General features: G+C 63.1%; 27 protein-coding genes and 1 pseudogene. 14 read left to right on the top strand and 14 right to left on the bottom strand.

Annotated features, from left to right (window positions below; translation table 11 throughout):
- Positions 1-824 precede the first annotated feature (824 nt).
- Positions 825-1,757: a replication protein RepA gene (locus tag ACQP0C_RS41560; protein ID WP_433734932.1), complete on the top strand. Its 933-nt coding sequence runs from the start codon at positions 825-827 to the stop codon at positions 1,755-1,757.
- 54 nt (positions 1,758-1,811) lie between these two features.
- Here the strand turns inward: ACQP0C_RS41560 and ACQP0C_RS41555 are convergent, their stop codons facing one another.
- Positions 1,812-2,219: a hypothetical protein gene (locus ACQP0C_RS41555; protein WP_433734933.1), complete on the bottom strand. Its 408-nt coding sequence runs from the start codon at positions 2,217-2,219 to the stop codon at positions 1,812-1,814.
- A gap of 118 nt (positions 2,220-2,337) precedes the next feature.
- Entirely contained in the window at positions 2,338-3,237 is a 900-nt protein-coding gene (locus ACQP0C_RS41550; RefSeq protein WP_433734934.1) for a TRADD-N-associated membrane domain-containing protein, read from the bottom strand.
- 329 nt (positions 3,238-3,566) lie between these two features.
- Between ACQP0C_RS41550 and ACQP0C_RS41545 the strand changes: the two genes are divergently transcribed.
- Positions 3,567-3,911: a hypothetical protein gene (locus ACQP0C_RS41545; RefSeq protein ID WP_433734935.1), complete on the top strand. Its 345-nt coding sequence runs from the start codon at positions 3,567-3,569 to the stop codon at positions 3,909-3,911.
- A 305-nt stretch (positions 3,912-4,216) separates the two neighbouring features.
- On the opposite strand, the gene ACQP0C_RS41540 is transcribed toward ACQP0C_RS41545, so the two are convergent.
- Entirely contained in the window at positions 4,217-4,561 is a 345-nt protein-coding gene (locus tag ACQP0C_RS41540; RefSeq protein ID WP_433734935.1) for a hypothetical protein, read from the bottom strand.
- Positions 4,562-4,890: 329 nt separating this feature from the next.
- Between ACQP0C_RS41540 and ACQP0C_RS41535 the strand changes: the two genes are divergently transcribed.
- Together ACQP0C_RS41535 and ACQP0C_RS41530 are read left to right on the top strand one after the other, a co-directional pair.
- Positions 4,891-5,790 (top strand): TRADD-N-associated membrane domain-containing protein, encoded by a 900-nt coding sequence (locus ACQP0C_RS41535; protein WP_433734934.1) that lies wholly within the window; start codon positions 4,891-4,893, stop codon positions 5,788-5,790.
- 118 nt (positions 5,791-5,908) lie between these two features.
- Positions 5,909-6,316: a hypothetical protein gene (locus ACQP0C_RS41530; RefSeq protein WP_433734933.1), complete on the top strand. Its 408-nt coding sequence runs from the start codon at positions 5,909-5,911 to the stop codon at positions 6,314-6,316.
- Between the two features lie 54 nt (positions 6,317-6,370).
- Here ACQP0C_RS41530 and ACQP0C_RS41525 read toward each other — a convergent pair whose 3' ends face one another.
- The 3 genes and pseudogenes from ACQP0C_RS41525 to ACQP0C_RS41515 form a co-directional block, all read right to left on the bottom strand.
- Entirely contained in the window at positions 6,371-7,303 is a 933-nt protein-coding gene (locus ACQP0C_RS41525; RefSeq protein WP_433734932.1) for a replication protein RepA, read from the bottom strand.
- Positions 7,304-8,151: 848 nt separating this feature from the next.
- Positions 8,152-9,051 (bottom strand): DnaB-like helicase C-terminal domain-containing protein, encoded by a 900-nt coding sequence (locus ACQP0C_RS41520; protein ID WP_433734936.1) that lies wholly within the window; start codon positions 9,049-9,051, stop codon positions 8,152-8,154.
- Positions 9,052-9,063: 12 nt separating this feature from the next.
- Positions 9,064-9,249: pseudogene (locus ACQP0C_RS41515) on the bottom strand (DciA family protein); the annotation flags it as partial.
- A 65-nt stretch (positions 9,250-9,314) separates the two neighbouring features.
- Here ACQP0C_RS41515 and ACQP0C_RS41510 point away from each other — a divergent pair.
- Entirely contained in the window at positions 9,315-10,307 is a 993-nt protein-coding gene (locus tag ACQP0C_RS41510; RefSeq protein WP_433734931.1) for a DnaB-like helicase C-terminal domain-containing protein, read from the top strand.
- Here ACQP0C_RS41510 and ACQP0C_RS41505 read toward each other — a convergent pair.
- The 4 genes from ACQP0C_RS41505 to ACQP0C_RS41490 form a co-directional block, all read right to left on the bottom strand.
- Positions 10,271-12,031 carry a hypothetical protein gene (locus ACQP0C_RS41505; RefSeq protein ID WP_433734930.1) on the bottom strand — a complete coding sequence of 587 codons (1,761 nt, stop codon included), beginning with the start codon at positions 12,029-12,031 and terminating at the stop codon, positions 10,271-10,273. The genes ACQP0C_RS41510 and ACQP0C_RS41505 overlap by 37 nt on opposite strands.
- Positions 12,032-12,895: 864 nt before the next feature.
- Positions 12,896-13,345, bottom strand: coding sequence for a hypothetical protein (locus tag ACQP0C_RS41500; RefSeq protein WP_433734929.1), 450 nt, complete (start codon positions 13,343-13,345; stop codon positions 12,896-12,898).
- Positions 13,346-13,357: 12 nt separating this feature from the next.
- Complete coding sequence (locus tag ACQP0C_RS41495) at positions 13,358-13,741, bottom strand: hypothetical protein (protein WP_433734928.1); 384 nt, start codon at positions 13,739-13,741, stop codon at positions 13,358-13,360.
- A 39-nt stretch (positions 13,742-13,780) separates the two neighbouring features.
- Complete coding sequence (locus ACQP0C_RS41490) at positions 13,781-15,523, bottom strand: hypothetical protein (protein WP_433734927.1); 1,743 nt, start codon at positions 15,521-15,523, stop codon at positions 13,781-13,783.
- Between the two features lie 816 nt (positions 15,524-16,339).
- Here ACQP0C_RS41490 and ACQP0C_RS41485 point away from each other — a divergent pair.
- Entirely contained in the window at positions 16,340-17,467 is a 1,128-nt protein-coding gene (locus ACQP0C_RS41485; RefSeq protein ID WP_433734926.1) for a hypothetical protein, read from the top strand.
- A 3-nt stretch (positions 17,468-17,470) separates the two neighbouring features.
- On the opposite strand, the gene ACQP0C_RS41480 is transcribed toward ACQP0C_RS41485, so the two are convergent.
- On the bottom strand, positions 17,471-17,602 hold the full coding sequence (locus tag ACQP0C_RS41480) for a hypothetical protein (protein WP_433734925.1): 132 nt from the start codon (positions 17,600-17,602) through the stop codon (positions 17,471-17,473).
- 441 nt (positions 17,603-18,043) lie between these two features.
- Between ACQP0C_RS41480 and ACQP0C_RS41475 the strand changes: the two genes are divergently transcribed.
- Positions 18,044-18,919, top strand: a complete 876-nt coding sequence (locus ACQP0C_RS41475; protein WP_433734924.1) for a ParA family protein — start codon at positions 18,044-18,046, stop codon at positions 18,917-18,919.
- Positions 18,919-19,776 carry a hypothetical protein gene (locus ACQP0C_RS41470; RefSeq protein ID WP_433734923.1) on the top strand — a complete coding sequence of 286 codons (858 nt, stop codon included), beginning with the start codon at positions 18,919-18,921 and terminating at the stop codon, positions 19,774-19,776. The genes ACQP0C_RS41475 and ACQP0C_RS41470 overlap by 1 nt, the downstream gene beginning before the upstream one ends.
- A gap of 135 nt (positions 19,777-19,911) precedes the next feature.
- Here ACQP0C_RS41470 and ACQP0C_RS41465 read toward each other — a convergent pair whose 3' ends face one another.
- Positions 19,912-20,886 (bottom strand): pentapeptide repeat-containing protein, encoded by a 975-nt coding sequence (locus tag ACQP0C_RS41465; RefSeq protein ID WP_433734922.1) that lies wholly within the window; start codon positions 20,884-20,886, stop codon positions 19,912-19,914.
- Between the two features lie 131 nt (positions 20,887-21,017).
- On the opposite strand from ACQP0C_RS41465, the gene ACQP0C_RS41460 reads away from it, so the two are divergent.
- The 6 genes from ACQP0C_RS41460 to ACQP0C_RS41435 all read left to right on the top strand — a co-directional run bounded on the left by ACQP0C_RS41460 (position 21,018) and on the right by ACQP0C_RS41435 (position 23,288).
- Positions 21,018-21,272 carry a hypothetical protein gene (locus ACQP0C_RS41460; RefSeq protein ID WP_433734921.1) on the top strand — a complete coding sequence of 85 codons (255 nt, stop codon included), beginning with the start codon at positions 21,018-21,020 and terminating at the stop codon, positions 21,270-21,272.
- Positions 21,269-21,613: a type II toxin-antitoxin system PemK/MazF family toxin gene (locus tag ACQP0C_RS41455; protein ID WP_433734920.1), complete on the top strand. Its 345-nt coding sequence runs from the start codon at positions 21,269-21,271 to the stop codon at positions 21,611-21,613. Before ACQP0C_RS41460 ends, ACQP0C_RS41455 begins: the two co-directional genes overlap by 4 nt.
- A gap of 304 nt (positions 21,614-21,917) precedes the next feature.
- Positions 21,918-22,124, top strand: a complete 207-nt coding sequence (locus ACQP0C_RS41450; protein WP_433734919.1) for a hypothetical protein — start codon at positions 21,918-21,920, stop codon at positions 22,122-22,124.
- Positions 22,124-22,516, top strand: coding sequence for a hypothetical protein (locus ACQP0C_RS41445; RefSeq protein ID WP_433734918.1), 393 nt, complete (start codon positions 22,124-22,126; stop codon positions 22,514-22,516). Before ACQP0C_RS41450 ends, ACQP0C_RS41445 begins: the two co-directional genes overlap by 1 nt.
- Positions 22,516-22,887 carry a hypothetical protein gene (locus ACQP0C_RS41440; RefSeq protein ID WP_433734917.1) on the top strand — a complete coding sequence of 124 codons (372 nt, stop codon included), beginning with the start codon at positions 22,516-22,518 and terminating at the stop codon, positions 22,885-22,887. The genes ACQP0C_RS41445 and ACQP0C_RS41440 overlap by 1 nt, the downstream gene beginning before the upstream one ends.
- Positions 22,888-23,081: 194 nt before the next feature.
- A complete protein-coding gene (locus tag ACQP0C_RS41435; RefSeq protein WP_433734916.1) occupies positions 23,082-23,288 on the top strand; it encodes a helix-turn-helix transcriptional regulator in 207 nt (68 codons plus the stop codon).
- Positions 23,289-23,342: 54 nt separating this feature from the next.
- Here the strand turns inward: ACQP0C_RS41435 and ACQP0C_RS41430 are convergent, their stop codons facing one another.
- Positions 23,343-24,509: a hypothetical protein gene (locus ACQP0C_RS41430; protein ID WP_433734915.1), complete on the bottom strand. Its 1,167-nt coding sequence runs from the start codon at positions 24,507-24,509 to the stop codon at positions 23,343-23,345.
- Positions 24,506-25,606: a hypothetical protein gene (locus tag ACQP0C_RS41425; RefSeq protein ID WP_433734914.1), complete on the bottom strand. Its 1,101-nt coding sequence runs from the start codon at positions 25,604-25,606 to the stop codon at positions 24,506-24,508. Before ACQP0C_RS41425 ends, ACQP0C_RS41430 begins: the two co-directional genes overlap by 4 nt.

Raw genomic sequence — 25,606 nt, 5'->3', positions numbered from 1 at the left:
CGAGCAACGAAAACATCGTCGTCACCCAACCATGAGGTGGCCACAGACGACCACCAGCACCGGGGTCGATCGGGATCCAGCACGAGGAATTAGCCCGTAACCTGGGCAAATTGGCCGATTAGAAGCTGGGCCAGGACGAAAACCACGATCATCCATCCACAGCTCCGGGCAGCCTACTACAGGATTTCTCTCACAGGAAAGAACTACAGGGGCCCCGGCGATTCCACCTATGACCAGCGAAAATGCGGCGGCCTGGTCGGCCGTTTATGCGTAACGGTCGGCCGTTTATGCGTGCCATCTTGGTATTTTCCAGCTCTGCGGGTCGGCCGTTTATGCGTGGATAACTCGCCCTGAACGCCGAGTTATCCACAGGCGCGCTGGGTCGGCCGTTTATGCGTGAGAACCACCGCAGCGCCAACCACGGTCGGCCGTTTATGCGTTGACCCGCGCACCCGGTCGGCCGTTTATGCGCACCACTGGTTGTCGGTCAACGCCTGCCCGAGAAGGCAGTGCGCGGTGGACCGGTCGGCTGTTTATGCGTAGCAATGCCCCTAATGGCGTCCGCCGCCAGCACGCCGTACTCACCCCCGCAAAACGGGCGATAATGGCCGCCGCAGTATCGAGGGTTACGCCCGCTGTACTGGCGTTATGCAGGACGTCGGGTCGGCCGTTTATGCGCAGCGGACCCTGATCCCTGCCCTCTGCCTGATCTTGGTCGGCCGTTTATGCGTACCGGTCTGGTGATCTTGCCTGTCGATCCGCACGCGACACGCCACCGCAGCTCAGCCCACGTCCCGCAAGCGTGCGTGCCATGCTTGATACCCATGTCGTCCCGAGAGTTGGAGCTGGCCAGCGCCGCCGCCGAACTCTGGACCTCCCCCGATCAAGAGATCGGCTACCTCGCAAGGCTTTTCAGCCAGACCAGCCTCCCATACCAGAACCCCGGCGACCTTCCCGTCTGGTATCGGCGCAACGGCGCCCTGACCCTCACCGTCCAGCCGGGCGTGCGGATCGACGCTCACGGCAACCCGAAAAGCCTGGGATACCCCTACGGCACCGTGCCGCGGCTCCTGCTGACCTGGCTGTCGACCGAAGCGGTCCGAACCAAGAGCCCCGAGCTGGTCCTCGGTGAGTCACTGTCGGAATTCATGCGCAAACTCGACCTGACCCCCACCGGCGGCAAGAACGGCACCATCACCCGACTCCGCGGGCAGATGGAAAGACTCTTCCAAGCCAACCTGTCCGTCCGCATCGACGACGGCGACCCCGACCACCAGGCCGGGGCCAAACTATCGGTCGCATCCAGCTACGACCTGTGGTGGGCCAAGGGCGACCAACCCGCCCTCCTACCATCCACCGTGCGCCTCACCGGCGAATTCTTCGACGAAGTCACCACCAGGCCCGTCCCCGTAGACCTCGGCGCGCTCCGCGCGCTGCGCCGCTCCCCCATGCGCCTGGACATCTACGCCTGGCTCACCCACCGCATGAGCTACCTACAACGCCAGACCGTCATCCCCTGGGAGGCGCTGCGCTTCCAATTCGGGTCCATCCTCAAAGACACCAAACAAGGCCGCCAGCAGTTCAAGCGGGACTTCGAGCGCCACCTCAAAGAAGTACTCGTCGTCTACCGCGACGCGCGCGTCGAGATCACCCCCGCCGGCGTCGTTCTGAAACCGAGCTTCACCCACGTCCCGTTCAAGGGCGTCCGCGCCTTGCAGAGAAGCGCAGACGCCTTGGAAGGCAACAGCTTCAGCTGATTCTCCAGGTCGGATCCGCGTGGTCCGTGCAGCTGCGGAGACTGGGCATTTCGCTCATCGTGAATAGCCGCGTTCGATCCGGGACCGGGTGAACGCTTTGGCCGGAGTGCCGCGGCATTCAATGCCACGGAGGTGTCGACGTGTGCCTTCAAGCGGCGGGGCAGCGTCCAGGACAGTGGTGGGATGTTCCAGGGCGTAGCGCTTGCGCGCGGCCGCGGCCCGGTCGGCATCGCGGCCGGTGACGGCGAGCGAGTACGCCTGGATCTTCTTCGAGCGGGCCTCGCGGCTGAACTTGGTCAGCTCGTCGTGGCGCGGCCCGGCTGGCACGGTGGTCCGCAGTTCCTTGTCGAGCTGCGCGAGGGCGCGCCCGATCTCCGCGATCCGCGTGATAGTGGTGGCGTCACGAGGGAGCAATCTCAGCTCCTCGAGCACATCGCCGAATCGTTGTTCCAGACTGCGCATTTCACAGCTCCCCTTGCCTCGTAGCGGCCTGATCGGCCCGCCGACCGGGTTCAGAGACCAGAGTACGACCAGACACCGACAGCGCCAGCAGATCGGACGCCATGTGCGCGCCGGTTGCTTATTCGACCTGGGTGCTGGCTGTGTCGCCCTCGGGGCGCGGCCTGTCAGCTTCTGCCTCACTCGACATCGCCGAGACGGCGGGCACCGCGAGCAGGGTCAGCGCGAGCTGCGCGCGAATGTTGTTTCGCTGTGCCTCGTTGGTGATGGCGGCCGCCAGTTCACGCGCCGCGCTCAGCCGTCGGTCATCACGACTTTCTTCTCGCAGGAGCGCACCCTGCTCAAGCATGCTGCGCCGGGCTCGGTTCGATTGGACGAAGAACAGGGAGGCGGTCAGGTTGATGACGATGCCTGCGGTGGAAGCGACGATGCTGGCGTAACGGTCCCCGGTGCCCGGTGCATTCCAGATCGCAAGGCCGATACCGATCAGCAGGACGGTTGCACCGATCACGGCGAACGTGAGACTGATGCGGAAGCTGTTGCGCGCCTGAGCAAGCCCCTGGGTGTACATCTCCCGCAGGATGGCTTCCTGCTTTTCCATCGACTCCGAGACACGGGCAGCTTCGGTGTCGGGAACGAAGCTGGTGATCGTATCGACCGATGCGCCTTCGCTGACGTTGATTATGGTCTGCGGCCGAGGGGTGACCCCTTTTGCGATGTCATCACGAACCTGGTCCGCCTCGGTCGCCAAGGAACCAACCCCAGCGGCAAGCTGCGTGATAAATAGCGGTGCCGCCACTCCAAAAACCGCACCGGCAGTCGGCGGAAGGTCCGGAACGGCTGCTGCGACGGCGAACGCCAGCCCGGCTCCGAGCACACATCGGATGAATACGGCCAACGCGTAGATTGCGCCCGATCCGTCCTCCCAAGGCCACTCTTTGGTTCGACGTGTGCCTTCAAGGAACATGACCGCGCTGTAGGCGACCGCTCCTGCCGCCCCCCACAGGGCAAACTCCCACATAGCAACAGAACGTTAGGTGCATGAAGCCAGTGAAGCGACCAGTTCGCCAGATACCGGGTCGTGTGACTTCCTTGAGGTGCCTGCTGGCTCTCACCAGCCGGATATACGCGCGCGCGGGGCCCGGGCACCGTGGTGGCTGTAACGAAACGCCTTGAAGGCCGGGAGTACGCCAGTTCAGGCTGCCAACAGCACAGGAACGCAGCAGTCCGAAGGGGGTGTACAAAGCCGGGGAAGTTGGAAAATAATCAAAGAAGAAATGAAGGAAGTAATCTAGAAATCTTGGGAATCTTCCATTATGATGGAAGATAGCAACTACGAAGGAGCGGAAATTGAGCAACGAGCTGGATCGCATTCACTCGGTCACGACCCGCTTGCGCGGATACGACCTGGTATTGCTCGATCAGGCCATCGCGCAGTGGAAATTGACAGTCGGATCTCGGAAGATCGACACCTCCGTGGCATTGAATGCCGCGGCACTCCTGATCATCCGCGCGGGCGACGAAAACCTCATTCGAGAGCATGCCGAACGGAAGGGCATGCCTGATCAGGACCTCGAAAAGCTGATCGGATACTACAAGTGGTTTTTCGACGAGTACTTCGAGGTCCTGCGAGACGTGGTCGAGACGCGGAAAAGGCTGGACGGCCGCCGCAAAGGCGACAGTGGGGAGGAATAAACGAACGGTCCCAGGTGCGCACGGAAGGAAGATTGCCACCTGGGACCGATTACGTTACACTCCGCAACCATGCCAAGAATAAACGACGACAATGGAAGTTACGATGGAAATAAATAACGGAAAGAAGGAAGAAAGTAATTAAAGTAAGTTTCTGAAACTTACTTTAATTACTTTCTTCCTTCTTTCCGTTATTTATTTCCATCGTAACTTCCATTGTCGTCGTTTATTCTTGGCATGGTTGCGGAGTGTAACGTAATCGGTCCCAGGTGGCAATCTTCCTTCCGTGCGCACCTGGGACCGTTCGTTTATTCCTCCCCACTGTCGCCTTTGCGGCGGCCGTCCAGCCTTTTCCGCGTCTCGACCACGTCTCGCAGGACCTCGAAGTACTCGTCGAAAAACCACTTGTAGTATCCGATCAGCTTTTCGAGGTCCTGATCAGGCATGCCCTTCCGTTCGGCATGCTCTCGAATGAGGTTTTCGTCGCCCGCGCGGATGATCAGGAGTGCCGCGGCATTCAATGCCACGGAGGTGTCGATCTTCCGAGATCCGACTGTCAATTTCCACTGCGCGATGGCCTGATCGAGCAATACCAGGTCGTATCCGCGCAAGCGGGTCGTGACCGAGTGAATGCGATCCAGCTCGTTGCTCAATTTCCGCTCCTTCGTAGTTGCTATCTTCCATCATAATGGAAGATTCCCAAGATTTCTAGATTACTTCCTTCATTTCTTCTTTGATTATTTTCCAACTTCCCCGGCTTTGTACACCCCCTTCGGACTGCTGCGTTCCTGTGCTGTTGGCAGCCTGAACTGGCGTACTCCCGGCCTTCAAGGCGTTTCGTTACAGCCACCACGGTGCCCGGGCCCCGCGCGCGCGTATATCCGGCTGGTGAGAGCCAGCAGGCACCTCAAGGAAGTCACACGACCCGGTATCTGGCGAACTGGTCGCTTCACTGGCTTCATGCACCTAACGTTCTGTTGCTATGTGGGAGTTTGCCCTGTGGGGGGCGGCAGGAGCGGTCGCCTACAGCGCGGTCATGTTCCTTGAAGGCACACGTCGAACCAAAGAGTGGCCTTGGGAGGACGGATCGGGCGCAATCTACGCGTTGGCCGTATTCATCCGATGTGTGCTCGGAGCCGGGCTGGCGTTCGCCGTCGCAGCAGCCGTTCCGGACCTTCCGCCGACTGCCGGTGCGGTTTTTGGAGTGGCGGCACCGCTATTTATCACGCAGCTTGCCGCTGGGGTTGGTTCCTTGGCGACCGAGGCGGACCAGGTTCGTGATGACATCGCAAAAGGGGTCACCCCTCGGCCGCAGACCATAATCAACGTCAGCGAAGGCGCATCGGTCGATACGATCACCAGCTTCGTTCCCGACACCGAAGCTGCCCGTGTCTCGGAGTCGATGGAAAAGCAGGAAGCCATCCTGCGGGAGATGTACACCCAGGGGCTTGCTCAGGCGCGCAACAGCTTCCGCATCAGTCTCACGTTCGCCGTGATCGGTGCAACCGTCCTGCTGATCGGTATCGGCCTTGCGATCTGGAATGCACCGGGCACCGGGGACCGTTACGCCAGCATCGTCGCTTCCACCGCAGGCATCGTCATCAACCTGACCGCCTCCCTGTTCTTCGTCCAATCGAACCGAGCCCGGCGCAGCATGCTTGAGCAGGGTGCGCTCCTGCGAGAAGAAAGTCGTGATGACCGACGGCTGAGCGCGGCGCGTGAACTGGCGGCCGCCATCACCAACGAGGCACAGCGAAACAACATTCGCGCGCAGCTCGCGCTGACCCTGCTCGCGGTGCCCGCCGTCTCGGCGATGTCGAGTGAGGCAGAAGCTGACAGGCCGCGCCCCGAGGGCGACACAGCCAGCACCCAGGTCGAATAAGCAACCGGCGCGCACATGGCGTCCGATCTGCTGGCGCTGTCGGTGTCTGGTCGTACTCTGGTCTCTGAACCCGGTCGGCGGGCCGATCAGGCCGCTACGAGGCAAGGGGAGCTGTGAAATGCGCAGTCTGGAACAACGATTCGGCGATGTGCTCGAGGAGCTGAGATTGCTCCCTCGTGACGCCACCACTATCACGCGGATCGCGGAGATCGGGCGCGCCCTCGCGCAGCTCGACAAGGAACTGCGGACCACCGTGCCAGCCGGGCCGCGCCACGACGAGCTGACCAAGTTCAGCCGCGAGGCCCGCTCGAAGAAGATCCAGGCGTACTCGCTCGCCGTCACCGGCCGCGATGCCGACCGGGCCGCGGCCGCGCGCAAGCGCTACGCCCTGGAACATCCCACCACTGTCCTGGACGCTGCCCCGCCGCTTGAAGGCACACGTCGACACCTCCGTGGCATTGAATGCCGCGGCACTCCGGCCAAAGCGTTCACCCGGTCCCGGATCGAACGCGGCTATTCACGATGAGCGAAATGCCCAGTCTCCGCAGCTGCACGGACCACGCGGATCCGACCTGGAGAATCAGCTGAAGCTGTTGCCTTCCAAGGCGTCTGCGCTTCTCTGCAAGGCGCGGACGCCCTTGAACGGGACGTGGGTGAAGCTCGGTTTCAGAACGACGCCGGCGGGGGTGATCTCGACGCGCGCGTCGCGGTAGACGACGAGTACTTCTTTGAGGTGGCGCTCGAAGTCCCGCTTGAACTGCTGGCGGCCTTGTTTGGTGTCTTTGAGGATGGACCCGAATTGGAAGCGCAGCGCCTCCCAGGGGATGACGGTCTGGCGTTGTAGGTAGCTCATGCGGTGGGTGAGCCAGGCGTAGATGTCCAGGCGCATGGGGGAGCGGCGCAGCGCGCGGAGCGCGCCGAGGTCTACGGGGACGGGCCTGGTGGTGACTTCGTCGAAGAATTCGCCGGTGAGGCGCACGGTGGATGGTAGGAGGGCGGGTTGGTCGCCCTTGGCCCACCACAGGTCGTAGCTGGATGCGACCGATAGTTTGGCCCCGGCCTGGTGGTCGGGGTCGCCGTCGTCGATGCGGACGGACAGGTTGGCTTGGAAGAGTCTTTCCATCTGCCCGCGGAGTCGGGTGATGGTGCCGTTCTTGCCGCCGGTGGGGGTCAGGTCGAGTTTGCGCATGAATTCCGACAGTGACTCACCGAGGACCAGCTCGGGGCTCTTGGTTCGGACCGCTTCGGTCGACAGCCAGGTCAGCAGGAGCCGCGGCACGGTGCCGTAGGGGTATCCCAGGCTTTTCGGGTTGCCGTGAGCGTCGATCCGCACGCCCGGCTGGACGGTGAGGGTCAGGGCGCCGTTGCGCCGATACCAGACGGGAAGGTCGCCGGGGTTCTGGTATGGGAGGCTGGTCTGGCTGAAAAGCCTTGCGAGGTAGCCGATCTCTTGATCGGGGGAGGTCCAGAGTTCGGCGGCGGCGCTGGCCAGCTCCAACTCTCGGGACGACATGGGTATCAAGCATGGCACGCACGCTTGCGGGACGTGGGCTGAGCTGCGGTGGCGTGTCGCGTGCGGATCGACAGGCAAGATCACCAGACCGGTACGCATAAACGGCCGACCAAGATCAGGCAGAGGGCAGGGATCAGGGTCCGCTGCGCATAAACGGCCGACCCGACGTCCTGCATAACGCCAGTACAGCGGGCGTAACCCTCGATACTGCGGCGGCCATTATCGCCCGTTTTGCGGGGGTGAGTACGGCGTGCTGGCGGCGGACGCCATTAGGGGCATTGCTACGCATAAACAGCCGACCGGTCCACCGCGCACTGCCTTCTCGGGCAGGCGTTGACCGACAACCAGTGGTGCGCATAAACGGCCGACCGGGTGCGCGGGTCAACGCATAAACGGCCGACCGTGGTTGGCGCTGCGGTGGTTCTCACGCATAAACGGCCGACCCAGCGCGCCTGTGGATAACTCGGCGTTCAGGGCGAGTTATCCACGCATAAACGGCCGACCCGCAGAGCTGGAAAATACCAAGATGGCACGCATAAACGGCCGACCGTTACGCATAAACGGCCGACCAGGCCGCCGCATTTTCGCTGGTCATAGGTGGAATCGCCGGGGCCCCTGTAGTTCTTTCCTGTGAGAGAAATCCTGTAGTAGGCTGCCCGGAGCTGTGGATGGATGATCGTGGTTTTCGTCCTGGCCCAGCTTCTAATCGGCCAATTTGCCCAGGTTACGGGCTAATTCCTCGTGCTGGATCCCGATCGACCCCGGTGCTGGTGGTCGTCTGTGGCCACCTCATGGTTGGGTGACGACGATGTTTTCGTTGCTCGGCGTCGTCTCACCGCCGATCAGGCTTACCACTGCCGACGCACCTGGCCCGGGCCGATCAGTCGCGACAGATGGAGTTGGTGCTCAACGGTGAGTTCTACGTCGGCAGGGCCGTGGCGGTGCTTGGCGATATCCAGGTCGACCTCGTCGATGCGGGGTGTGTCATCGGTCCAGAGGCTGGGTCGATTGATCAGGACTACGAGGTCCGCGATATGGGCTATGGAGCCTGATTCGCGCAGGTCTGACAGGTGCTGGCGGTAGTCGATCCGTTGGCGTGGTGAGGACAGGTGTGCGGTGGTGATGATCGCTGTGTTGGTGTCGAGAGCGAGAACTTTCAATTGGCGGGTGACTTCGGAGACTTCCCGTTGCCGGTTCTCGAAGGGGAGGTCGCCTATGTTGATCTTGTGCAGCGGGTCGACGACGCTCAGGCGCGCGCCGTCGGCGGCCAGCTCCGTGATCTGTTGGGTGAGCACCGTGATATCGCGGCTATCGGGGCGTTTGATCACCAGTGGTGCTTTGTCGATCTCAGATCGGCAGCGCGCCACCGTCCTGCGGTCGAGCTGGGATAGCCGTCCTGTTTTCAAGCGTTCCGTTTCGATTCCGGCCTCAGCGGAGAGCAGCCGTTGAGTGATCGACCATGGGGAAGTACCCAGAGGCAAGTAGGCCGCGCCGATCCGGTGCCGGATCGCGGCGGTACGGACAAACCCGAGCGCGAGCGCAGTGGATCCCGCGCCAGGAGAACCAGCAAGGACGGTCAACGTTCCGCCCTGAAACCCTCCTGCGGTGATCTCGTCGAACCGGGCGAAGCCGGACGAGATCCGCCCAGGGACGCCGGCGCTGACAGCGGTGTCGATCTCGTCCATCATCGGCACAAGAAGGTCCCCGACCAGGTCGAACTGTTCGGCGAATTCGGCGGCGGGATCCACGATCCGCAGCGCTGTGATCTGTTCCCCTCCGATTTCGGCGATCCGTTTCAGCAGCAGTCCTTGCAGCATCCGCAGCTGCACGGCCCACGCAGATCCGCCGGTGACATGGATGATCAGAACGTTGTCCCGAAGCGCTACAGGAGTGCAGTGGGCCGCGATCTCCTCACCGACGATGTCCTTCCAGTTTTTGAGATGCACTGTGGTACTTCACTTTCTGTCGGATCCGGGACAGTGGAGTCAGGTGGCTGGGGTATAACGAGCGGGTGCCAGACTCCACTGAGACCCCCGCGGCGGGAAGCCAGATCGGGGATGACTTCAGCGAAAACGAGGACCAGGCGCCAGTCGATGATGACGAAAACGTCGGCGTGGCGGCCGGTTTCGAAGAGGCTGATGGGTCGTTCATCGAGGAGTTGTTCCAGCCGATGATGGACAACGTCGACGCCGTCGCCAGCGGGAAATCGATCGGTGTTCCGACAGGGTTCGCCATGCTCGATGAAATCACCAACGGTCTCGGACCGGGATCGCTCACGGTGGTTGCTGGCCATCCGGGCGTGGGGTCCAGCACGCTGGCACTGGACTTCGCGCGGCACGCCGCGATCAAGCACGGAATTCCCGCTGCCTATGTGGTTTTGGACAACACACCAGTGGCGGTGACCCAGCGGGTGATCAGCGCTGAGGCGAAGATCAAGCACTACGATTTGCAGACCGGGCGCATGACCGACGACGACTGGACGAAGCTGGCCAGACGCATGACCCAGGTCAGCGAGGCGCCGCTCGCGATCACCCGCCCCAAGGACCGCGATATCGCCTCGGTGACCAGCTTCCTCGGCAAGCTCACCGAGATGTACGGCATGCGACTGATCGTGATCGACTCGCTGCATCTGCTGACCGCCCGCCAGGACATGTCGTATGAGAACCGTGAACGTGAGGTCGGTGAGATCACTCGGCGGCTGAAGGCCTTCGCGCTCGACACCAACACCGTGGTCGTCACCACCGCCCAGTTGTCCACCAATCCTGGCCCGCGGCAACCGTTTCCGGTGGCGATGAGCCTGGCGGATCTGCGTGATTCGGGCACCATCGCCCATATTGCGGACTACGTGATCCTTCTTGATCGTCCTGACGCGTGGGAGCGGGACCATCCGCGTGGTGGTGAAGCCGACCTGCATCTGGCCAAGAACCGACATGGGCCGACCGCGATATTCACCGTTGCCCATCAGCTTCACCTGAGCCGATTCGCCGACATGGCTCGGGGATAACCGACCGCGGCCGTACCGGCAGGTGCTGGGACACCGGCGAATCCAGCGCTGTCCCAGCACGGATCACACACCAGCGGCTGCGACGGCATCGACGTGCGCACTGTGCCTGGGGCTTTCTGGCATAGCATGCACTGGTCTCCGGCCGCCGGCTCTGTCTCACGCGGGTCCGTGCTCGTCCTGTTAACGCTCGAAATGGGGTCTGTGTGGCCTGCTGGCGCGTTATCTGCCGCAAGACGAGGGATCGGGTCGGCGAAGTTGGTGGGGTGCATAGGGGTCGAAGTCCGGGATCGCCGGAAGGTGGGCCTGGAGACCGGTGACTGCTTCCTGAGGCGGGGGTTGCGCAGATCCAGGGCCGCACGTGCCTTGCGCCATGCCGGGATAGCCACGCCCTGGCCGCCAGCGGCGGACCCCGCGGTGCCGGTGCCGGCCGCGGCCGCCAGCGACTCGACCACTGCCTGCTTGGCTGTGAGATCGGTCGGGCACTTGCACCAGATCACGGGCTCGACAGCCTCCCCATCGAGACCGAGAACCCATCCGCCGCCGCCGCAGAGCTCACAATTCGGGCGAGGGGCGGTTGAGGTGCCTGCACGGTGTTTGCGGTCCGTGAATTCGCCGGGAGCGGGCCCGGACCAGTCCAGGCCTGCGAGCCGGATCTGCAGGAAGGCCAGGGGGTTGTTGATCCGATCGGGCCAGTCCAGGCCTTTTGCGCAGCTCGTGACGTCGAGATGGGTTTTGATGCCCACACCGCTCCAGCGGGCGGTGTCGATCCCAACCCTGGTCAGGACGTCGGCGAAGGCGCCGATGTGGATTCCGTGGTCAGACAGCCACTGGTCGAGCGTGATCGACCCCCGGACGACGATGCGGGCCGCGAGTCCGGCGGCCGCCAGCTGCAGGTGCAGCGGTCGCGGATCCCTGCCCGTCCTGGCGTTTTTGGCTTTTTTGCGAGAATTTTTGCCCGCGTGCGCGCTTTGCGCGCGCGTTGGTGATTTTTTCCCAACGTAAGATTCATTGAGAAGAAAATCATCAGTACCAGCGTAAGGATCTTCACGTACTTCAGTACGTGAAGATAGGTGCCCGCTGACCACATCGCTGCTGGTCGGGGACGACATTGTTTCCGGCTTTATTTCGGCGGCCGCGGCGATGTGCGCGGCGCGGTTCATCCGGCCCAGGCTCGCCGACTTCCGGCGCGGCGTCAGTGGGGCCTCGGTGGCCGCTGACGGGCGGGGGACGGTCAGATGCCACACGCTGGCCGCGTTGAGCTGGCGGCCGCCGTGGTGGGCGTGTGCGGCCGCGATCTCGATCGTGGACAGCCGACGGCCGGTCTTCATGTCCTTGGCGAGCCCGAGATCACGCAGCACGTAGAGCACCTTGCGGATGGTCTTGTCCGAGTAGCTGGTCTGTTCCGCTATGGTCGCTTGCGCGGCGGTGATGCCGCGGCCGGTGTGCAGGTTGGCGAATGAGCCCACGACCGGCGCGCAATCCAGCACTGCTGTGACGCTGGTGCAGTGCTTGGCGACTGCTGCGCGGCCGGCCTCGCTGTCGAGGGCCAGGGCTACGCGTGGCAGCCAGTCCCGCACGCTGACCACCGGCACCAATGCGGAGGCGCCGTCCTCGAGCGGCAGCGACCACGACATGCCGAACTGGTCGCGGTTGAGCTCGGCGATCCTCTCGGCGACCGCGTCGGAATTACCAGCCTTATACGGCCGATTGACCTGGGGTGGCACCGATTTAGATGAAGTTGTGACCAGGTTATCTATCTGGCTAGCACACGTTGTGCAAGAGCGTGCTTTAACATGGGACCGGTTATCCAACGGGTTCCTTTCAGGGACACGACAAAGGCGCCGCTTCTCGGAGCGGTTTCTTTGGAAAGCAGCAGGTGAGCGATCGTTTGGCCGCGAAGGGCTCAGCCTGCTGATGTGTGGTTGTTCAGTTAGTTAGGTGTTGGACACCTAGGTGGTCCACCTCCTTCGGGCTTCCGGTTGCGGTTTCGGCGCGCCGGAGCCATGCGGCGGTTGCGGGACGTCGATCATCACGGATCGACCGTCCCGCACGCCGGAGTCTCTAATCGACAGCGCGAGAACCCATTCTGGGCCCTTTGATCCTCGGCGGTCATGACTTCACCCTTGCCCAGCCAGTCGGCGTGTCGGGAGATAGCAAGGGTTAGCAACCGCGGCGGTGGTGATTGGGCGCGCGTGAATCGCTGCGCCAGCATCGTCATCGCGTCGAGCACTCTGTCCCTTCCTGGGAGTCAGAGCCAGGTGCGACACGCGGTCGTATGGCGGGTCCAATCCACACATGTCGGTGTGTGGCTGTATCGTCATACGCGCGACCCACACAATTTGTGTGAGCGCACCCGACTTGGGTTCCGGAACCCGTCCTCTTTCGTTTCGCGGCGAGTGGGAGGATGGGTTCTTTTTTTGTCACGCTTCGGGTTTGGCGGGGGAGTAGACCCTGCCAACTCCTTACCCCACCACATTCTGGGGCCTGAGGGTGCCTACGACACGCGTACCCACACAAAGTGTGTGACATCCTGATCAGCAAATTTTCAGCCATCGGTTGTCTCGAGATGTGTTGCATCAGGCCGGTTTTCAGACGCCAGCGGCGGCATCGTCGTCATCAGGGAGATCGTCTGGGCTGAAGCCGAACAGGCTGATGCCGTTGTGGCGCACCGTCAGATCCAGGTAGCGCTGCTTCGCCGCTGACGCGGACACCGGCGCGTAAACGGAATCGACCCTCTCCCAGGGGACCCCGGCGTGCTGCGCGGCTTCCAGGGCGGTGATTTCGATGAGATCGAGACGCTCGCGTAGTACGGCCACCTTCTGCAGCAGCGCGATCAGAGCGCTGTGATCGAGTGTCGGCCATTCATTGGTGTTGTCGAGCCCGTCGACCGTCGTCTCCAGGGTCTGCAGCATGCTGAGCGTTTCGTCCAGCTGCTCGTAGTGGGTTGTCCAGGTTCGTATGTCGTGGTCGGTTCGCTCGGCGTCCAACTTCCGGAGAATGGCAATCCGGGCATTCGTCAAATGGTCGTCGGTGGTCATCTGCTTTACCTCCTACTTGGTCACCGGGTGCGGTCCGGTGACCAAGGCCGCGGCTTTGATCGCCCTGTCGACTGTCGAGTGCGCCAACCCCATCGCGGTGGCGATGCCGTTCGCTGTCATGTGTGGCTGTGAGGCAGCCTCATAGATCTGGGTGAGGATCTCGACCGACTGCTTCGACAGACCACGCTCGCTGACCTTCTGCGCGAGCACCATTGCCTCTGTGGGTACCGCCGCCTCGATCTCGCCGGATTGCTCCTTGTGCAGGGCGAGCGCCAGCCGGATCCGGGTTTCGGCGTCATGGATGTCGCGGGAAAGGCGAGCCATGGTCTCCATGACCTCACCCATGGTCGACTGGGCGCGATCCAGGATGGTTTGTGCGGCGCACAGATGTTGCACTGAATCAAACTGCTGCGGCGTCGGTTTCGTTGTCACTGATCAGTTCCCCTGCTTCCTCAGCTCGATGACGCGGCCACCACCGCGGTGCTCGTGACGGATCTCGGCGACGGTCCTACGGATGCTCTCCACGGTGCTGTGCGACATCTTCGTCTCTGGCGCATTCGCGATGGCGTTGTTCTTCTCGTTGGCGTCGATCGCGGTGATGACCGCAGCAACCGTTTCCACGGGCTTGGTCTTCGCGATTCCGCGAGCCTTCACCTCCGCGGCAAGTTCGAACACCGGTGACATCCACTGTGGCTGCAGGGCCGCCGCTGTCGCGGTGCCTGCTCCGACCGCCATCGTGGTGGTGCGGGCCTGGGCGCGCATCGGTGCGGGCGAGGCCTCGACGCGGGACGGAGTCGACTGGTGCGGGGTGGTGCGGGGTCGCACTGCGGCCACAGCTCCGGACTCGACCGGATCGTGTTCGACGTCTGTCTCGATCGGCTCGACGCTCGAGTTCACAGCGGTGCGGGCCGCCGCAGCCGGTGCATCACTACCGGTGGACTGGTGCGGGTTTTCGGTGCGGGTCCGCACCAACAGCAGGTCAGCGACCTCATCCGCGTGGGTGTGGACGATGGCGTCCTCCAGCTCGCCCGCACCAGGTGCGGGCTCGGCACCAGTGTCATCCCGCACTGCGTGTGCGGGTGCGGGGTCGGAACCCGCAGCAGTGCGGGCGTCATCCCGCACTGCGGGTTCCGCTACGGGTGCGGGTCCCGCAGTGCCCGCAGTGGTGCGGGTCGCCGAGTGCGAGTGTGGGTGCGGGGTGGTCCGCACTGCGGGCTCAGGTCTGGGTTGGTTCTCCACGCCCGCACCACTGTCCCGCACCACTGCGGGGGCCTGCTCGAGTGCGGGCGTGGTGGCATCGATGCGCTCCGACTCGATGCGCGTTGCGGTGGTCGGTACGTCTGTCAGTCGAGCGAGCTCGGCCAGGCGCGCGGTGATGTCGGATTCGGCTTCGGTGATCGAGTTCGTCACGGCCTCGATCGCGCGGCTGTAGCGCTTGGACGCGGCGTCGTGGATGACGAGTGCGAAGCCGATCATCACCGGCGCGATCATGTGCACAGCGATGCCATAGACGTTGCCGTCGCCGATGTAGGGGTAGGTGTTGAGACCGATTGTCACGAGCAGCAGCGCGACCTCGGCGGTGCGAACTTTCCATTCGTCCTCGTCGATGACCCACTCGGCGGTGTCGCTTGCGCTGATCGCGATTGCGATCAGCATTCCGCTGATGAGTCCCTCAAGACCGTAGGACAGCCACCACATGGGGTTGCCGACTCCACCGGTCGGGGCGATGTTCTGCTGCACCGTGACCGCGGAAAAGATCATGGCGAACGCCATCAGCAGCGTCAGCCCGCGCAGCACCTTGCCGCGGCGCCGATGCAACCAGGCCAGGCGGGCGTGTGGGCTGTGCTGGCGACGCTGCTCGACGATGGCCTGGCGTGCGGTCACCAGGTCGTCGGCCTCTTGGTCGGCGAGGCGGTCGGCAGTGCGCCGCATCCGTTCGGCAGCCGTGGCCGCCGTTTCGACGCGCGCGAGGTCTTCGCGGCGCCCGTAGTCGCGAATGCGTTCGGCCAGCTCGCGATTCGCGGCCAGCTCCCGCTCCGACAGCGCGTCAAGCAGCGCGGGATCGTGTTGGAAGGCCAACCGGCCGCGGGCGGTCTGCACGCGTTCGGACAGTTCGCCGGAAGTCAGATCCTTATCGGCGATCGGCGGGGATTTGGGCTTGAGCCGGAGGTTCATCATCGGGCTGTCCTCTACAAGCGGCGAGTAGCATAAGACTGGCAGACTGTTGGACTGTTAGCAGTGTGCCATGTTGACAGCTTAGCAGTTCCGATCGACAGCTGACTCGGATCGAACACCGAGAGTGTGTGTCGAGCGCTGATTCGCAAGCCTGCCCAGGTGCTTGGCTTGGATTTCCCGTCGACCAGCCGCGCCGATGCCGGCATGCGCGCCAACGGCGCTGCGTGAGGCCGACCGCGGCGGGCACCATCCCGGATGCGTCCGCGCTGATCGCGCTGCCTCACAGCATCTATGGCCCGAACGCTCGTTGATATCAGCGTCTGCGAGCTACGCCCTTTGGTCATCCTCGCCGCCAGCCTGTCCGTCGCAGCAACGGCCGGTGCCGACCTCTGTCGATCTTGAGCTTCTCTGGCAGTGCGCGGGCCGCGAAATGCGTTCATGTCACCAGTTTTTCGCGACCCCGAGTCGCTTTTCGCCGTCTTTCTGTCGCGTTTCAGTGTTGCCGAGTCTCTTTTTGTCTCTTTCCGGGAGTTCTGGACTCAGTCCGAACGAACGTCGCTGCTGTGAGGTGTGGCGAAGTGCAATCATGGCGCCGAGCATGCCCGGGAATCGTTCGTCAGTCATAGAGTTGCGATGCTGCCAAGACCGCTGCCAATTCAGCAGCACCCTAGGCGAAGTGCAAAGGGGAGAGGGGAGATGACCCAGAGCCGATCAACGCGAAAGGCCCCGCTGATTAGGCGGGGCCTTTCTACCTGGGCAACGGGTGCCCTATGGTCACAGCGACGCTCTACCAACTGAGCTACACCCCCATGAGTGGAGGTGACGGGACTCGAACCCGCGACCTTCGCAGTTGCCCGAATCGTATACCGGGGCACCGACATCGAGCACTTCCTGTCCGATCTCAGTGAAACCATGGCCTGCATGCCCGAGAAGCCGAAGTCCACGCACACCGCCGACGCCCTCGAGAAAATGCGCCAAGTCGAGGAGATGCAACGACATCGCGACGTCCAGCACCTGATCAAGTCGGCATCTGGCTGGATGGGCGAAGCCATGAACGCGTGGAGCGACGACGACTACGGAAAAGTCGCCCTACTGGCTCCATTGGCCGTCGAGCACCTTGGCAAGGCTGTGCTGTGGAAAACGAACCCCGTGCTGGTCGTACCGCTGTCACAGGAAGCCGAAGCGAGCCTGGTAAAGCTGGCGACCACACCTAGCCTCACCGACCCCAAGCTCAGAACTGTTGGCCTCAAACTGCTCTTGAACAGGATCGAGGCAGTGACAGGGGCGCTGCCACTCAACAACAGCCGCCGCAATCGCATGGTTGAAGTACGAAATGGGGCAATGCATATCGCCTCGTCAGAGACATCCCGCCACATACTCACCGACTCCCTGACCCTGTGCAACCTCTTCCTCGAACAGCTGGAATCCGCGCCCGAGCTGTTCTACGGCGACCACAGGTGGAACGTCAAAGATCTAGTCGCACAGGGCCGTTCCGACGTCCAACACCGCGTCGCGCAGAAACTCGCCCGCGCGCGCAGACACCTCACCCTGCTGGAAGAACGGCTCGGCGAGACCCTGTTCCAAGAAACGACCGAACGGCTCCAGGATGACGCCGCCTACGACCTCGATGATGGGGGATGGGCTGTCGACTGGGCCTGTCCGGAATGTGGAAGCCACGGACGGATAACAGGTCCGATCGACTTGAGCCAAGCCATCAATTACGACTGCGACCCTGATGGGCCGGACGACCCGCATACCGGCGACTGGGAAGTCACGATTTCCCCGACCAGCTTCAGCTGCAACGTCTGCCGCCTCACGCTGGCCGGCGCAGATGAACTTCTGGCAGGCGGGCTACCCGCCTATGCAACCTCCATCTCTACCGACGACCTCGGGCCAGACTTCGACCCCGCCCGCGAGGCAGAACGCCTCTACGGAATCAATGACTGAGGGCTACGCCACCGGAAGGAAGGCGCGGCCGCGGTTGTACTTCTGCTCGAAGTCGGTGATCTTTTCCCGCACACTGGCATCGACGAGCGCGGCCAAACTCGCTGTGCCCGGTTCGTTCGGATATGCCAGGCTCAACCCGCATCACGACCTCACGCGCGTATTCGAGCAGCGCGGTATCCCAGTTGATGCCCTGCTGCTTCTTGCGATCCGAGCGCCGACGGGCAGCGGGCCGGTCATCGTATTCGATGACACGAACAAGGTGCTCTCTGACGGTGTTGGTGTGTTAAGCAGGCATGACTGGTCGCCCTATCGAGGCCATCGCTTGATCAGCGGCTCGCGGCGCGTCGTTTCGCGGACAGCAAACATATTCGCGGGAGTCCCCGGTCGGATCCTCGTGTGGTCTTATGGTTTCCGTGTCGCCACCAAGTTTTCGGAGGCGACGAACTCAAGCCGGACATCCCGTTTGTCCCCCCATGGGGGATAAAACACATCCGCGTACCCGCCTGTCCTGCGGCAAGAACGGCATGCCTCGGGGCAGAATCGCCACGGCAAGGTATCTCGAAAGGACTGTGCATCATGGCGGCGCAACCCACTGTTTTCGGCAATCACAAGGGCGGCGTCGGCAAAACGCAGGAGCTCACACTGCTCGCCGCTGAACTCGCTCAACGCCAGCGCCAAGACGGGAAGCCCCGGAGAATTCTCTGCATCGACCTTGATCCGCAAGGCAACCTCACCCGCCGCATGGGCTACCTCGAGGAGCAGATCGAGCAACGGCCCAGCATGGCCGAGGTAATCCACTCGGCATCACCAGAAGTGCTGCAAGCCAGCCTGCTCCCATGCCAATGGGAGGGCGACTGGGCCGACAACATCACCTTGGCCCCCTCACGCATCGAGCTCGAAAACCGTGTCCCGGAAGCGGGGGTTCCGGGCTCACACCTGCGGCTGCGTCAAGCTCTCGCTCCTCTGCTGAATGACTACGACGATGTCCTCATTGATGTCGCGCCAACGCTCGGGCATCTGCTGCATCTCGCGCTCGCGTCCCGCGCGCCCGACCATGACGGTGTCGGCGTCAACGTGGTCGCGGTCATGACGCCCGACTACGACGGGCTCCGTGGCGCGCGGCGCTTGGCCGCCATGATGAGCGACCCGCACTACGAGTTGTCGCTGAACATGCGCGCCCGCCTGATCGGCGTCGTCATCAACAAGGTCCGCACCGGCGTTTCAACCCACAAGACACGCACGGAAGAAGCGATCGAGACGTGGGGGAATACCGTCTGGTCGCCGTCGCTGCACCTGAGCGCCGGCGCCGAGCGAGCCGTCGAATTCAGCGAGCCACCCCAGTCCGCCGACGACGCCAAAACCCGCATCGCCATGAAAATCGCCGCAGAGTCCTACGTGGACAGGTACCTCGCCGCGCTCGGCGAACCGGAATTGCAGAAGGTGACGAGCTGATGAGCCGCCGCGAAATCCCGAAGGTTGAAGGCACGGCTGTTGTTCTTGAGCGCGGAGTCGCCGGGGGATCCGGTGCACCCACGCAGGTGCCACTAACCAGCGCTCCTGCCGCTGTGACCGTCGCGGAGATCCCCGAGCCATACGACCAGCCCGACGCCACCGGGGCGCTCACCGCGAAGGAACGCAACCACCTCGCGGCGTGCGAGGCCGCACTGGACGTACTGCGGATCGCGTTCTGGCGTGCGGGCAAGGCTCTCAAGGTGATCTCCGATGCTCGCCTGTACCGGGAGTCTCACGACACCTTCGAGGCGTACGTGGTGGATCGGTGGCAGATGCAGACATCCCAGGCCTATCGGCTCATCAGCGCCGCCGCAGTCGCGGAGCCCATCGCTTTGTCCCCCATGGGGGACAAAATCAACGAGCGCCAGGTGCGTGAGCTGTTGCCCGTGGCCGATAAGCACGGCAATCAGGCAGCCGTCGATCTGTATCTGGCCCTTGTCCAGGAAGCCGCCAACGCCAACGGAAGCGGCCCCAAGGTCACTGCGAACCTCGTGCAGAAGACCGTCGCCGCCGCCGTCGCCGCACTACCGCCCGGCGTTGTATGGGACCGCGACACGATCACCCAGATTGTGCGCAGCGTCCTCGGATTAACCGGCGAACAGGTCGACGACGACCAAGCCGCCGATGAGGCCCCGTCTGCGTGGTTCGAGACGGAGGGATCCCGGGTAGCAACGCTTGCCGACAAGGTGGCCAAGCGCGCCCAGAAGCACCCCGACGAGGCCCGCGCCTTCGCGGCCGCGCTCATCGAGCATGCCCGCCGGATCGAGAAGGCACTCAACAAGCCAAAAGAGGCGTGACCTGCCCGCTTAACGGTTCCCGAGTTCTCCCCGATGCCGTTCGGTGACTCTGGCCCCGTCGTCGGAGACAGGACTCTGCCGAAATCGGCGAGTTCTACTGGCATCCCCGCTACCCCTGGACAGCGTCAACAGGGGTCATACACGGGCAGCAGGCGCCGCGAAGCCGTCCGGCCACCTTGTGGACTCGTCGTACGCCACGTCGGTCAGGTCCGCGTCGGTGAGGTTCGCGCTGAACAGGTGCGCGCTGGCCAAGTTCGCGCCGGTGAGGTCTGCGCTGGCCAGGTCCGCGCTGGCCAAGTTTGCGCTGGTGAGGTCTGCACCGGTCAAGTCCGCGTGGGTCAGGTCCGCGCTGGCTACATACGCGGCGGTCAGGTTCGCACCGGTCAAGTCCGTGCCGAACAGGTGTGCGCTGGTCAGGTCCGCGTCGGTCAGGTCCGCTCTGGTTAGGTCCGCGCTGGGCAGCTTCGCTTCGTGCAAGTTCGTATGTCTCAGCTTCGCGTCGGTCAGGTTCGCGCCGATCAGCTTCGCGCCGGTCAAGTCCGCGCTGGTCAGGTCCGCTCCGTGTAGGTCATAGCGGTACCTCGACCATTGATCTGCGTGGCGGCGGATCACCGCGGCGATCGAATGACGTACTTCCTGGTCTTCAGGTCCTGTGGAGGCGCGTAGGTAAGCGCACAGCAAGTCGAGGCAGACCCGCGCCTCCTCATGCAGCGTTCTGTTGTTCCAGTCGTCGGCCAATGCCGCCAAGCCGTAGACCCCAGCTTGGCGGACCGCAGGAGAAGTGTGGGCGAGTTGCTCGGCGCAGGTGGTGTAGCGCTCCCGTAGGCCCTTGGTCTGTTCCAGCGCGTGCGTCCGCGAGAAATGTCGTTCGGCCTGGCTGCGGGTCAGTAGCACACCGGTCAGTGCAATCAGCGCGACCACCACCGCCAGCGCACCGGTGATGACGGTCGCGTACGGCTGGGTCAACCCGCCTGCTGCAATGGCTTGCACCGCAAGTGTGGTCGGTTCCGGCACCAGCGTCGTCGTAGCACCGGGTTGTGCGGCGGCGGTACCGGCCCCAGCCGCCGAGACCACGAACACGGTGGCCAGCCCCCCGAAAGTCCTCCTCATTCCGCCGATCCTGTCACCGATACGACTCTCTCACCGCAGGGAAACACCGGTGCGCTCAAGCAGCACTCGGGACTATTGACGATTCGGATTAACGAGGTCGGGCACGCCACGATCTTGTTACGATTCCTAATATGAAGCGTAATACGTCCCTGAGCGTGGACTCTGCTGTGCTGGAGCAGGCCAAACTGGCAGCCGACGCTGACGGGGTCACCTTGTCTGCGTTCGCCGAGAGCGCACTGCTGGACAAGGTGATGCGCAACTCGGCCCGCATCGCCGCCAGCTACGAGTACAGCCAGGGCCGTGACACCGCTGACTACTTCGCCCAGGTCGAGGCCGAACGCGCCGCGATGGCCGAGGTCATCCGCGCCAGTGGCGCCGCCTGGTGACCGCAGCCCCTCCCGCCCACGGCGAACTGTGGCGCTACCTGCCGACCATCGCCGGCCGCGAGAAACCCTCATCCCTGAGCGGGGACCGCGTGCTCATAGTCCAGCGGACCAGCATCAACTCGATCCTGCCGACCGTGCTGGCGATCCCGATCGAGCACGCGCCACGCATGCCCGGCCTCGCCGTCGAGCTGTCCGACGACGACCCGCTGCCAGGCCTGTCCGCCGTCGTCTACCGCATCCACCCGCTGTACACGGCCTGGCTCACCGAACGCATCGGCGTCGTGACCGAGGCGACCATGCGCCAAGTCGTCGGCACCCTGGTCAAGCTGATCACCGACTGAAAAGCGGGTCGCATTGAGTCGGGCGTAGGGACCTCAAGTCTCGAATCCGTTGCGGTGGGAGTGATTTCGTACGCAAGCTGCCGGTAGTTTCAGGCAAGATCACAGAATGGGATGGGGCTCAGGGATTCACGACTCGTCAGCGCCGAGCCACGAACAACGGATGCATCGAGCGGTCGGAGTCAGCAGCCTCAAACTGATCTGCCATACAGACACCTGGCGTGCGCTGGATCGGCTATGGGTCGGCTTATTCTTCGCCGAGGCATCGAGAGTGCCGACAGACCGGGTCACGGCCCGTGGAGGCGACATGGTCGAAGTCGTTCTCTCGGGTCCGAATCTGGTGATGCTGCTCAAGCTCACCCACCGCCAGCGCTTGGCCCCGGAAACACGGGCTCTCACCAGGCGGGTATACGAGCAGGTCGCGAAGGTGATCGACGCGGTCGACCCCGATGCCAATCCTGGCCAGCCCATCCCTCCGATCGTTCTGGACGACAAGCTGGGCAACAACGAATGATGGCCATCCGCAACGCCGCGGCCGCCGCAATGATCATCGCCTGCGGCGTAGAAGCCACCCTCGCCATCGGGCCGGCGGGAACTGCAGTGATGCATCTGTCCGCATTCATGTCGTGGTTGACCTGGTTGATCCCGCCGATGGTGTATCTCGCCGGGATGGGCGTCGTATGGGAACGTCGGGCGCAACCACGGCTGTATCGCGCTACCCGCCAAGGGCTTTTCGGCATGGGCGCTTGCCTGGCCGTTGTGGCGTTCTGCACGTCGATCGAACGTTTTCCCGGCCTCTACCCGGCGGCGTTCGCGCGGGGACTTGCAGCTGGCGCAGGTTTGGTCGTCCTCGCCGTGGTCTTCATACCTGCGTCCCGCCGCGAGAATGCTTCTACTGTGGGCTGATGGCAACCGCAATCATCGAGATGGACGACGTCTTGTTCACGCGGATACAGCAGGCAGCCGGAGAGAACTTCTCAGAATGGGTCTCCAAGGCGTGCCGGTCTCGGCTACTGGCCGACGCAGCCCGGGACGCGGCCGTCTGGGAGCACACACACCCCGCCGAGGCCGCCCAGGAGCGCGCCGAAGAATCCGCCCGATCCCTGGAATCCGAAGCCGAACACGAGATCCAGTACCAGGCCGAGGAAGCGGCCCGCCGCCGCGGCGGCGACCAGACCGAGCCGACCGCCGAGGAAATCGCCGAGGCCGAGCAACGAGTGCGCGCGCTCTTCGAGCGCGCCGACCGCCGACTTCGTGAACACGGAGAAGGCGACTGAGACGGGAGCCTGTTAGACGTGCGCGACCATGCTGTCGACCAGCGCGAGCATGGCATGGATCTGCGCTTTGCCCCTGGATTACGTGGACCTTCGCCCAGGCGAGCAGTGCGACGTGCCATTGCCCCCACATGAGGACAAGGGAAGCCGCCGTCGCGCTACAGGAAATCGGAGGCTTGCTCCTACGATCGGAAGCTATGAGTACACCGGATCCGAAAGCGCCGTACTGGACCCGGCGAGACGTTGCCCTTTATCTGGGCTGGTCACCGCAGACAGTGAGTTCGTACCTATCGGCAGGTCGCCTGCCGGAGCCATTTGATCGTGTCGCGGGCTCGCCGATCTGGGAGCCGCAGACGATCATCGCCTGGAATGAAGGGGGGCGGCCAAAACGGCAGGTCGACTGATCCGCTTTGACTTGAGGCGCTTGGGTTGGCGAGATGTCGTCCAGACGCCCAGAACTATTCGCCCCCGATAGTTGGCCCATCCGGCCAGAGTTCCATGAGCTGTGCGGGGGTGTGAGGGGCGCGGTAAACGGCATGAAGAACCTCTCGTGCCGTATCACCAGGCGCTGACTCGGCAAGCCGCACGAACCAGTCGGTGCCGGCGGAGTACGACCAGAGGTAGGAGCGAAGAAGGACATTGGCGCCGCGGTCGGTCAGCAGGTCTGCAATCTGTGTGTCGGTCCAGAAGGGGACGTAACGCCGAGCTCGGTCCGCGAGCTCGGAAAGAGACTCCCCGTGGGCAAGAGCGATGTGCAGCTGCCCTCGGACCAGTTGCAGATAATGATCGAGACGTACCCGAGCAACGAGTTGCTTGTCATCCGCCGCTACGAAGAGCGGCATGGCCTGGGCCAATCCCTCGAAGAGGATCTGACTCGGCGCGTGCACGGCCTGCAGTCGGATCCAAGGTACGTCTTCCTTAGCGCAGTGTGCTGAGATGCTGGCGAATTGCAGCGCGTGGCCCAATACCTCATGGAGGGCGAACTGGCGGGCCAAGACCTTGGTGAAGCGGGCATTTCTACGATTGATCCGCAACCGAGTCTTCTGGCCGGCGCCGTCGAGCCAATAGCTCCAATAGACGTCGAGGTCGGTGGATTCGATGCTGAGTTCGTAGTCTGCTGTCGACCCGGTCATGTTCCGGACCGATGGCTCAAGGCCCGCCGCGGAATCTCGAATGGCTCCTTCGATGTCCGAGGCGTCGAGGATCCCTTCGACGGTCATGAGATCGCTGGTCAACTTTGGTCCCCAGTCGATGCCGATCGAATTCAGATGGTGTTGCGCGTGCTCGCGGTGCAGGTGCAGATAGTCCTCCGACCAGCCACGGGGTTCACAGCCCTGGGTCCGTAGAACGTACTGTTCCAGCGGCTCTCGTTGACCAAGCAGCGCGCTGCAATAGGCGATGTCGGCATCGATTCGGGTTGCGAGCGCGGTCTCTCCTGCTGCGGTTGCCGCATCCTTCAGGCGGGACAGCTGGTGAAGCGCATCGAGACGGTTCTCGACGGCGGGGATCTCGGCGTCTGTTGGGTAGCAGTCGTAGTCGATTACAGGGTGTGCGCCACGATCGACCTCGTAGCGGTTCCATGCACGCAAAACACGCTCGGTGGTGTCACGCAACTCCCTGTTCACCGGTCAAACTCCCAACGTAATGTCACCGACTGATTCGGCTGCAGATAATCCCTGGTAAGCGTGACCACGATGTCGTCGCCGTCGTAGTCCCACAGTAGGTCCTCTGAAGCGCTGTTGATCGCACCCCCAGGCTGGACTTCCTCACCAGAACAGGTGAGCAGCTTGTGAATTCCCTTCTGCCGCAGATTGATCGTGAATCGGCGCGTGTACCGCACCATCTCCTGTCGCCAGTAGAAGTGATCAACGAATCGGCCACCAGTGCAGGCGTAGCTGATCATGCCGGTCTCGCCAGGCAAGATCGCTGGTGAGACCTGGCAGGAGAATTTGGCCATCGTTGGAGCATTATGGGTGCGCTCAATCGAGATCTGACGGTGGTCTCGACGAAGTGGATCGATGGACAGTCCGCCATCGTCGGCATACTCAAACCAAAGCTCCCGCGCGACGCGTGTCAGCGGCACCTCCGACATGTTGAAAACATCGTGGGTGTAAACGATCCGGGCTTGGCCGTCCTCATCGATGTCGAGGTCGATCCGCAAGTCCAGCTCAACGACATTTCCGACCAGGCTGGCCAGCTGCACAGTTTCCGTGTGGTTGAGGCGAAGCACCTTGGACAGGGCGGCAAGCTTCTTGCCGATCCGCCGAGCGTCCTCCGGGAGATCTGCGTCATCAAAGTCGCTCACTGCATCCGGCAGCTTTGGTGCTGAGACGGCCGTCATCGGCAGGCGGACAGGCCCCCATCCGGTCACGCTCGTATCGCGTGTTCCAAGCGCCGTTGCGACTGCCTCAACGAGTTGACCGCGGCCAAACTCGTTGCGCGCGCGGCGCTTCAGGCGGTCCGCTACGAGATCGACTGGGGCGAACAGCTCTTCGGCAGTCCATCCAGGGAACATGCTCTCAAGAATGCGGCAATGATGGCCCCGCGGAACGCCATTCAGGTTTCCGGCGAGCCACTTGTAGTACTGCGCCCGGGTGGGTGGAGCGGCTCGCCCATCGCTGAGGTTCAAGGCCCGGGCGTGCTTTTTGTACTCCTCCGAGAAAGCGGAGTGCTCATGCAGATGCTGGTCTTGCAGAAGGGCCTTGAGAGCGATGGTTGCCAT

Origin of the sequence: Nocardia sp. CA-129566 (assembly GCF_050956075.1) — a bacterium.
In the GTDB taxonomy this organism is placed as follows: Bacteria; Actinomycetota; Actinomycetes; order Mycobacteriales; family Mycobacteriaceae; genus Nocardia.
This window is presented reverse-complemented; position numbering and strand designations above follow the sequence as displayed.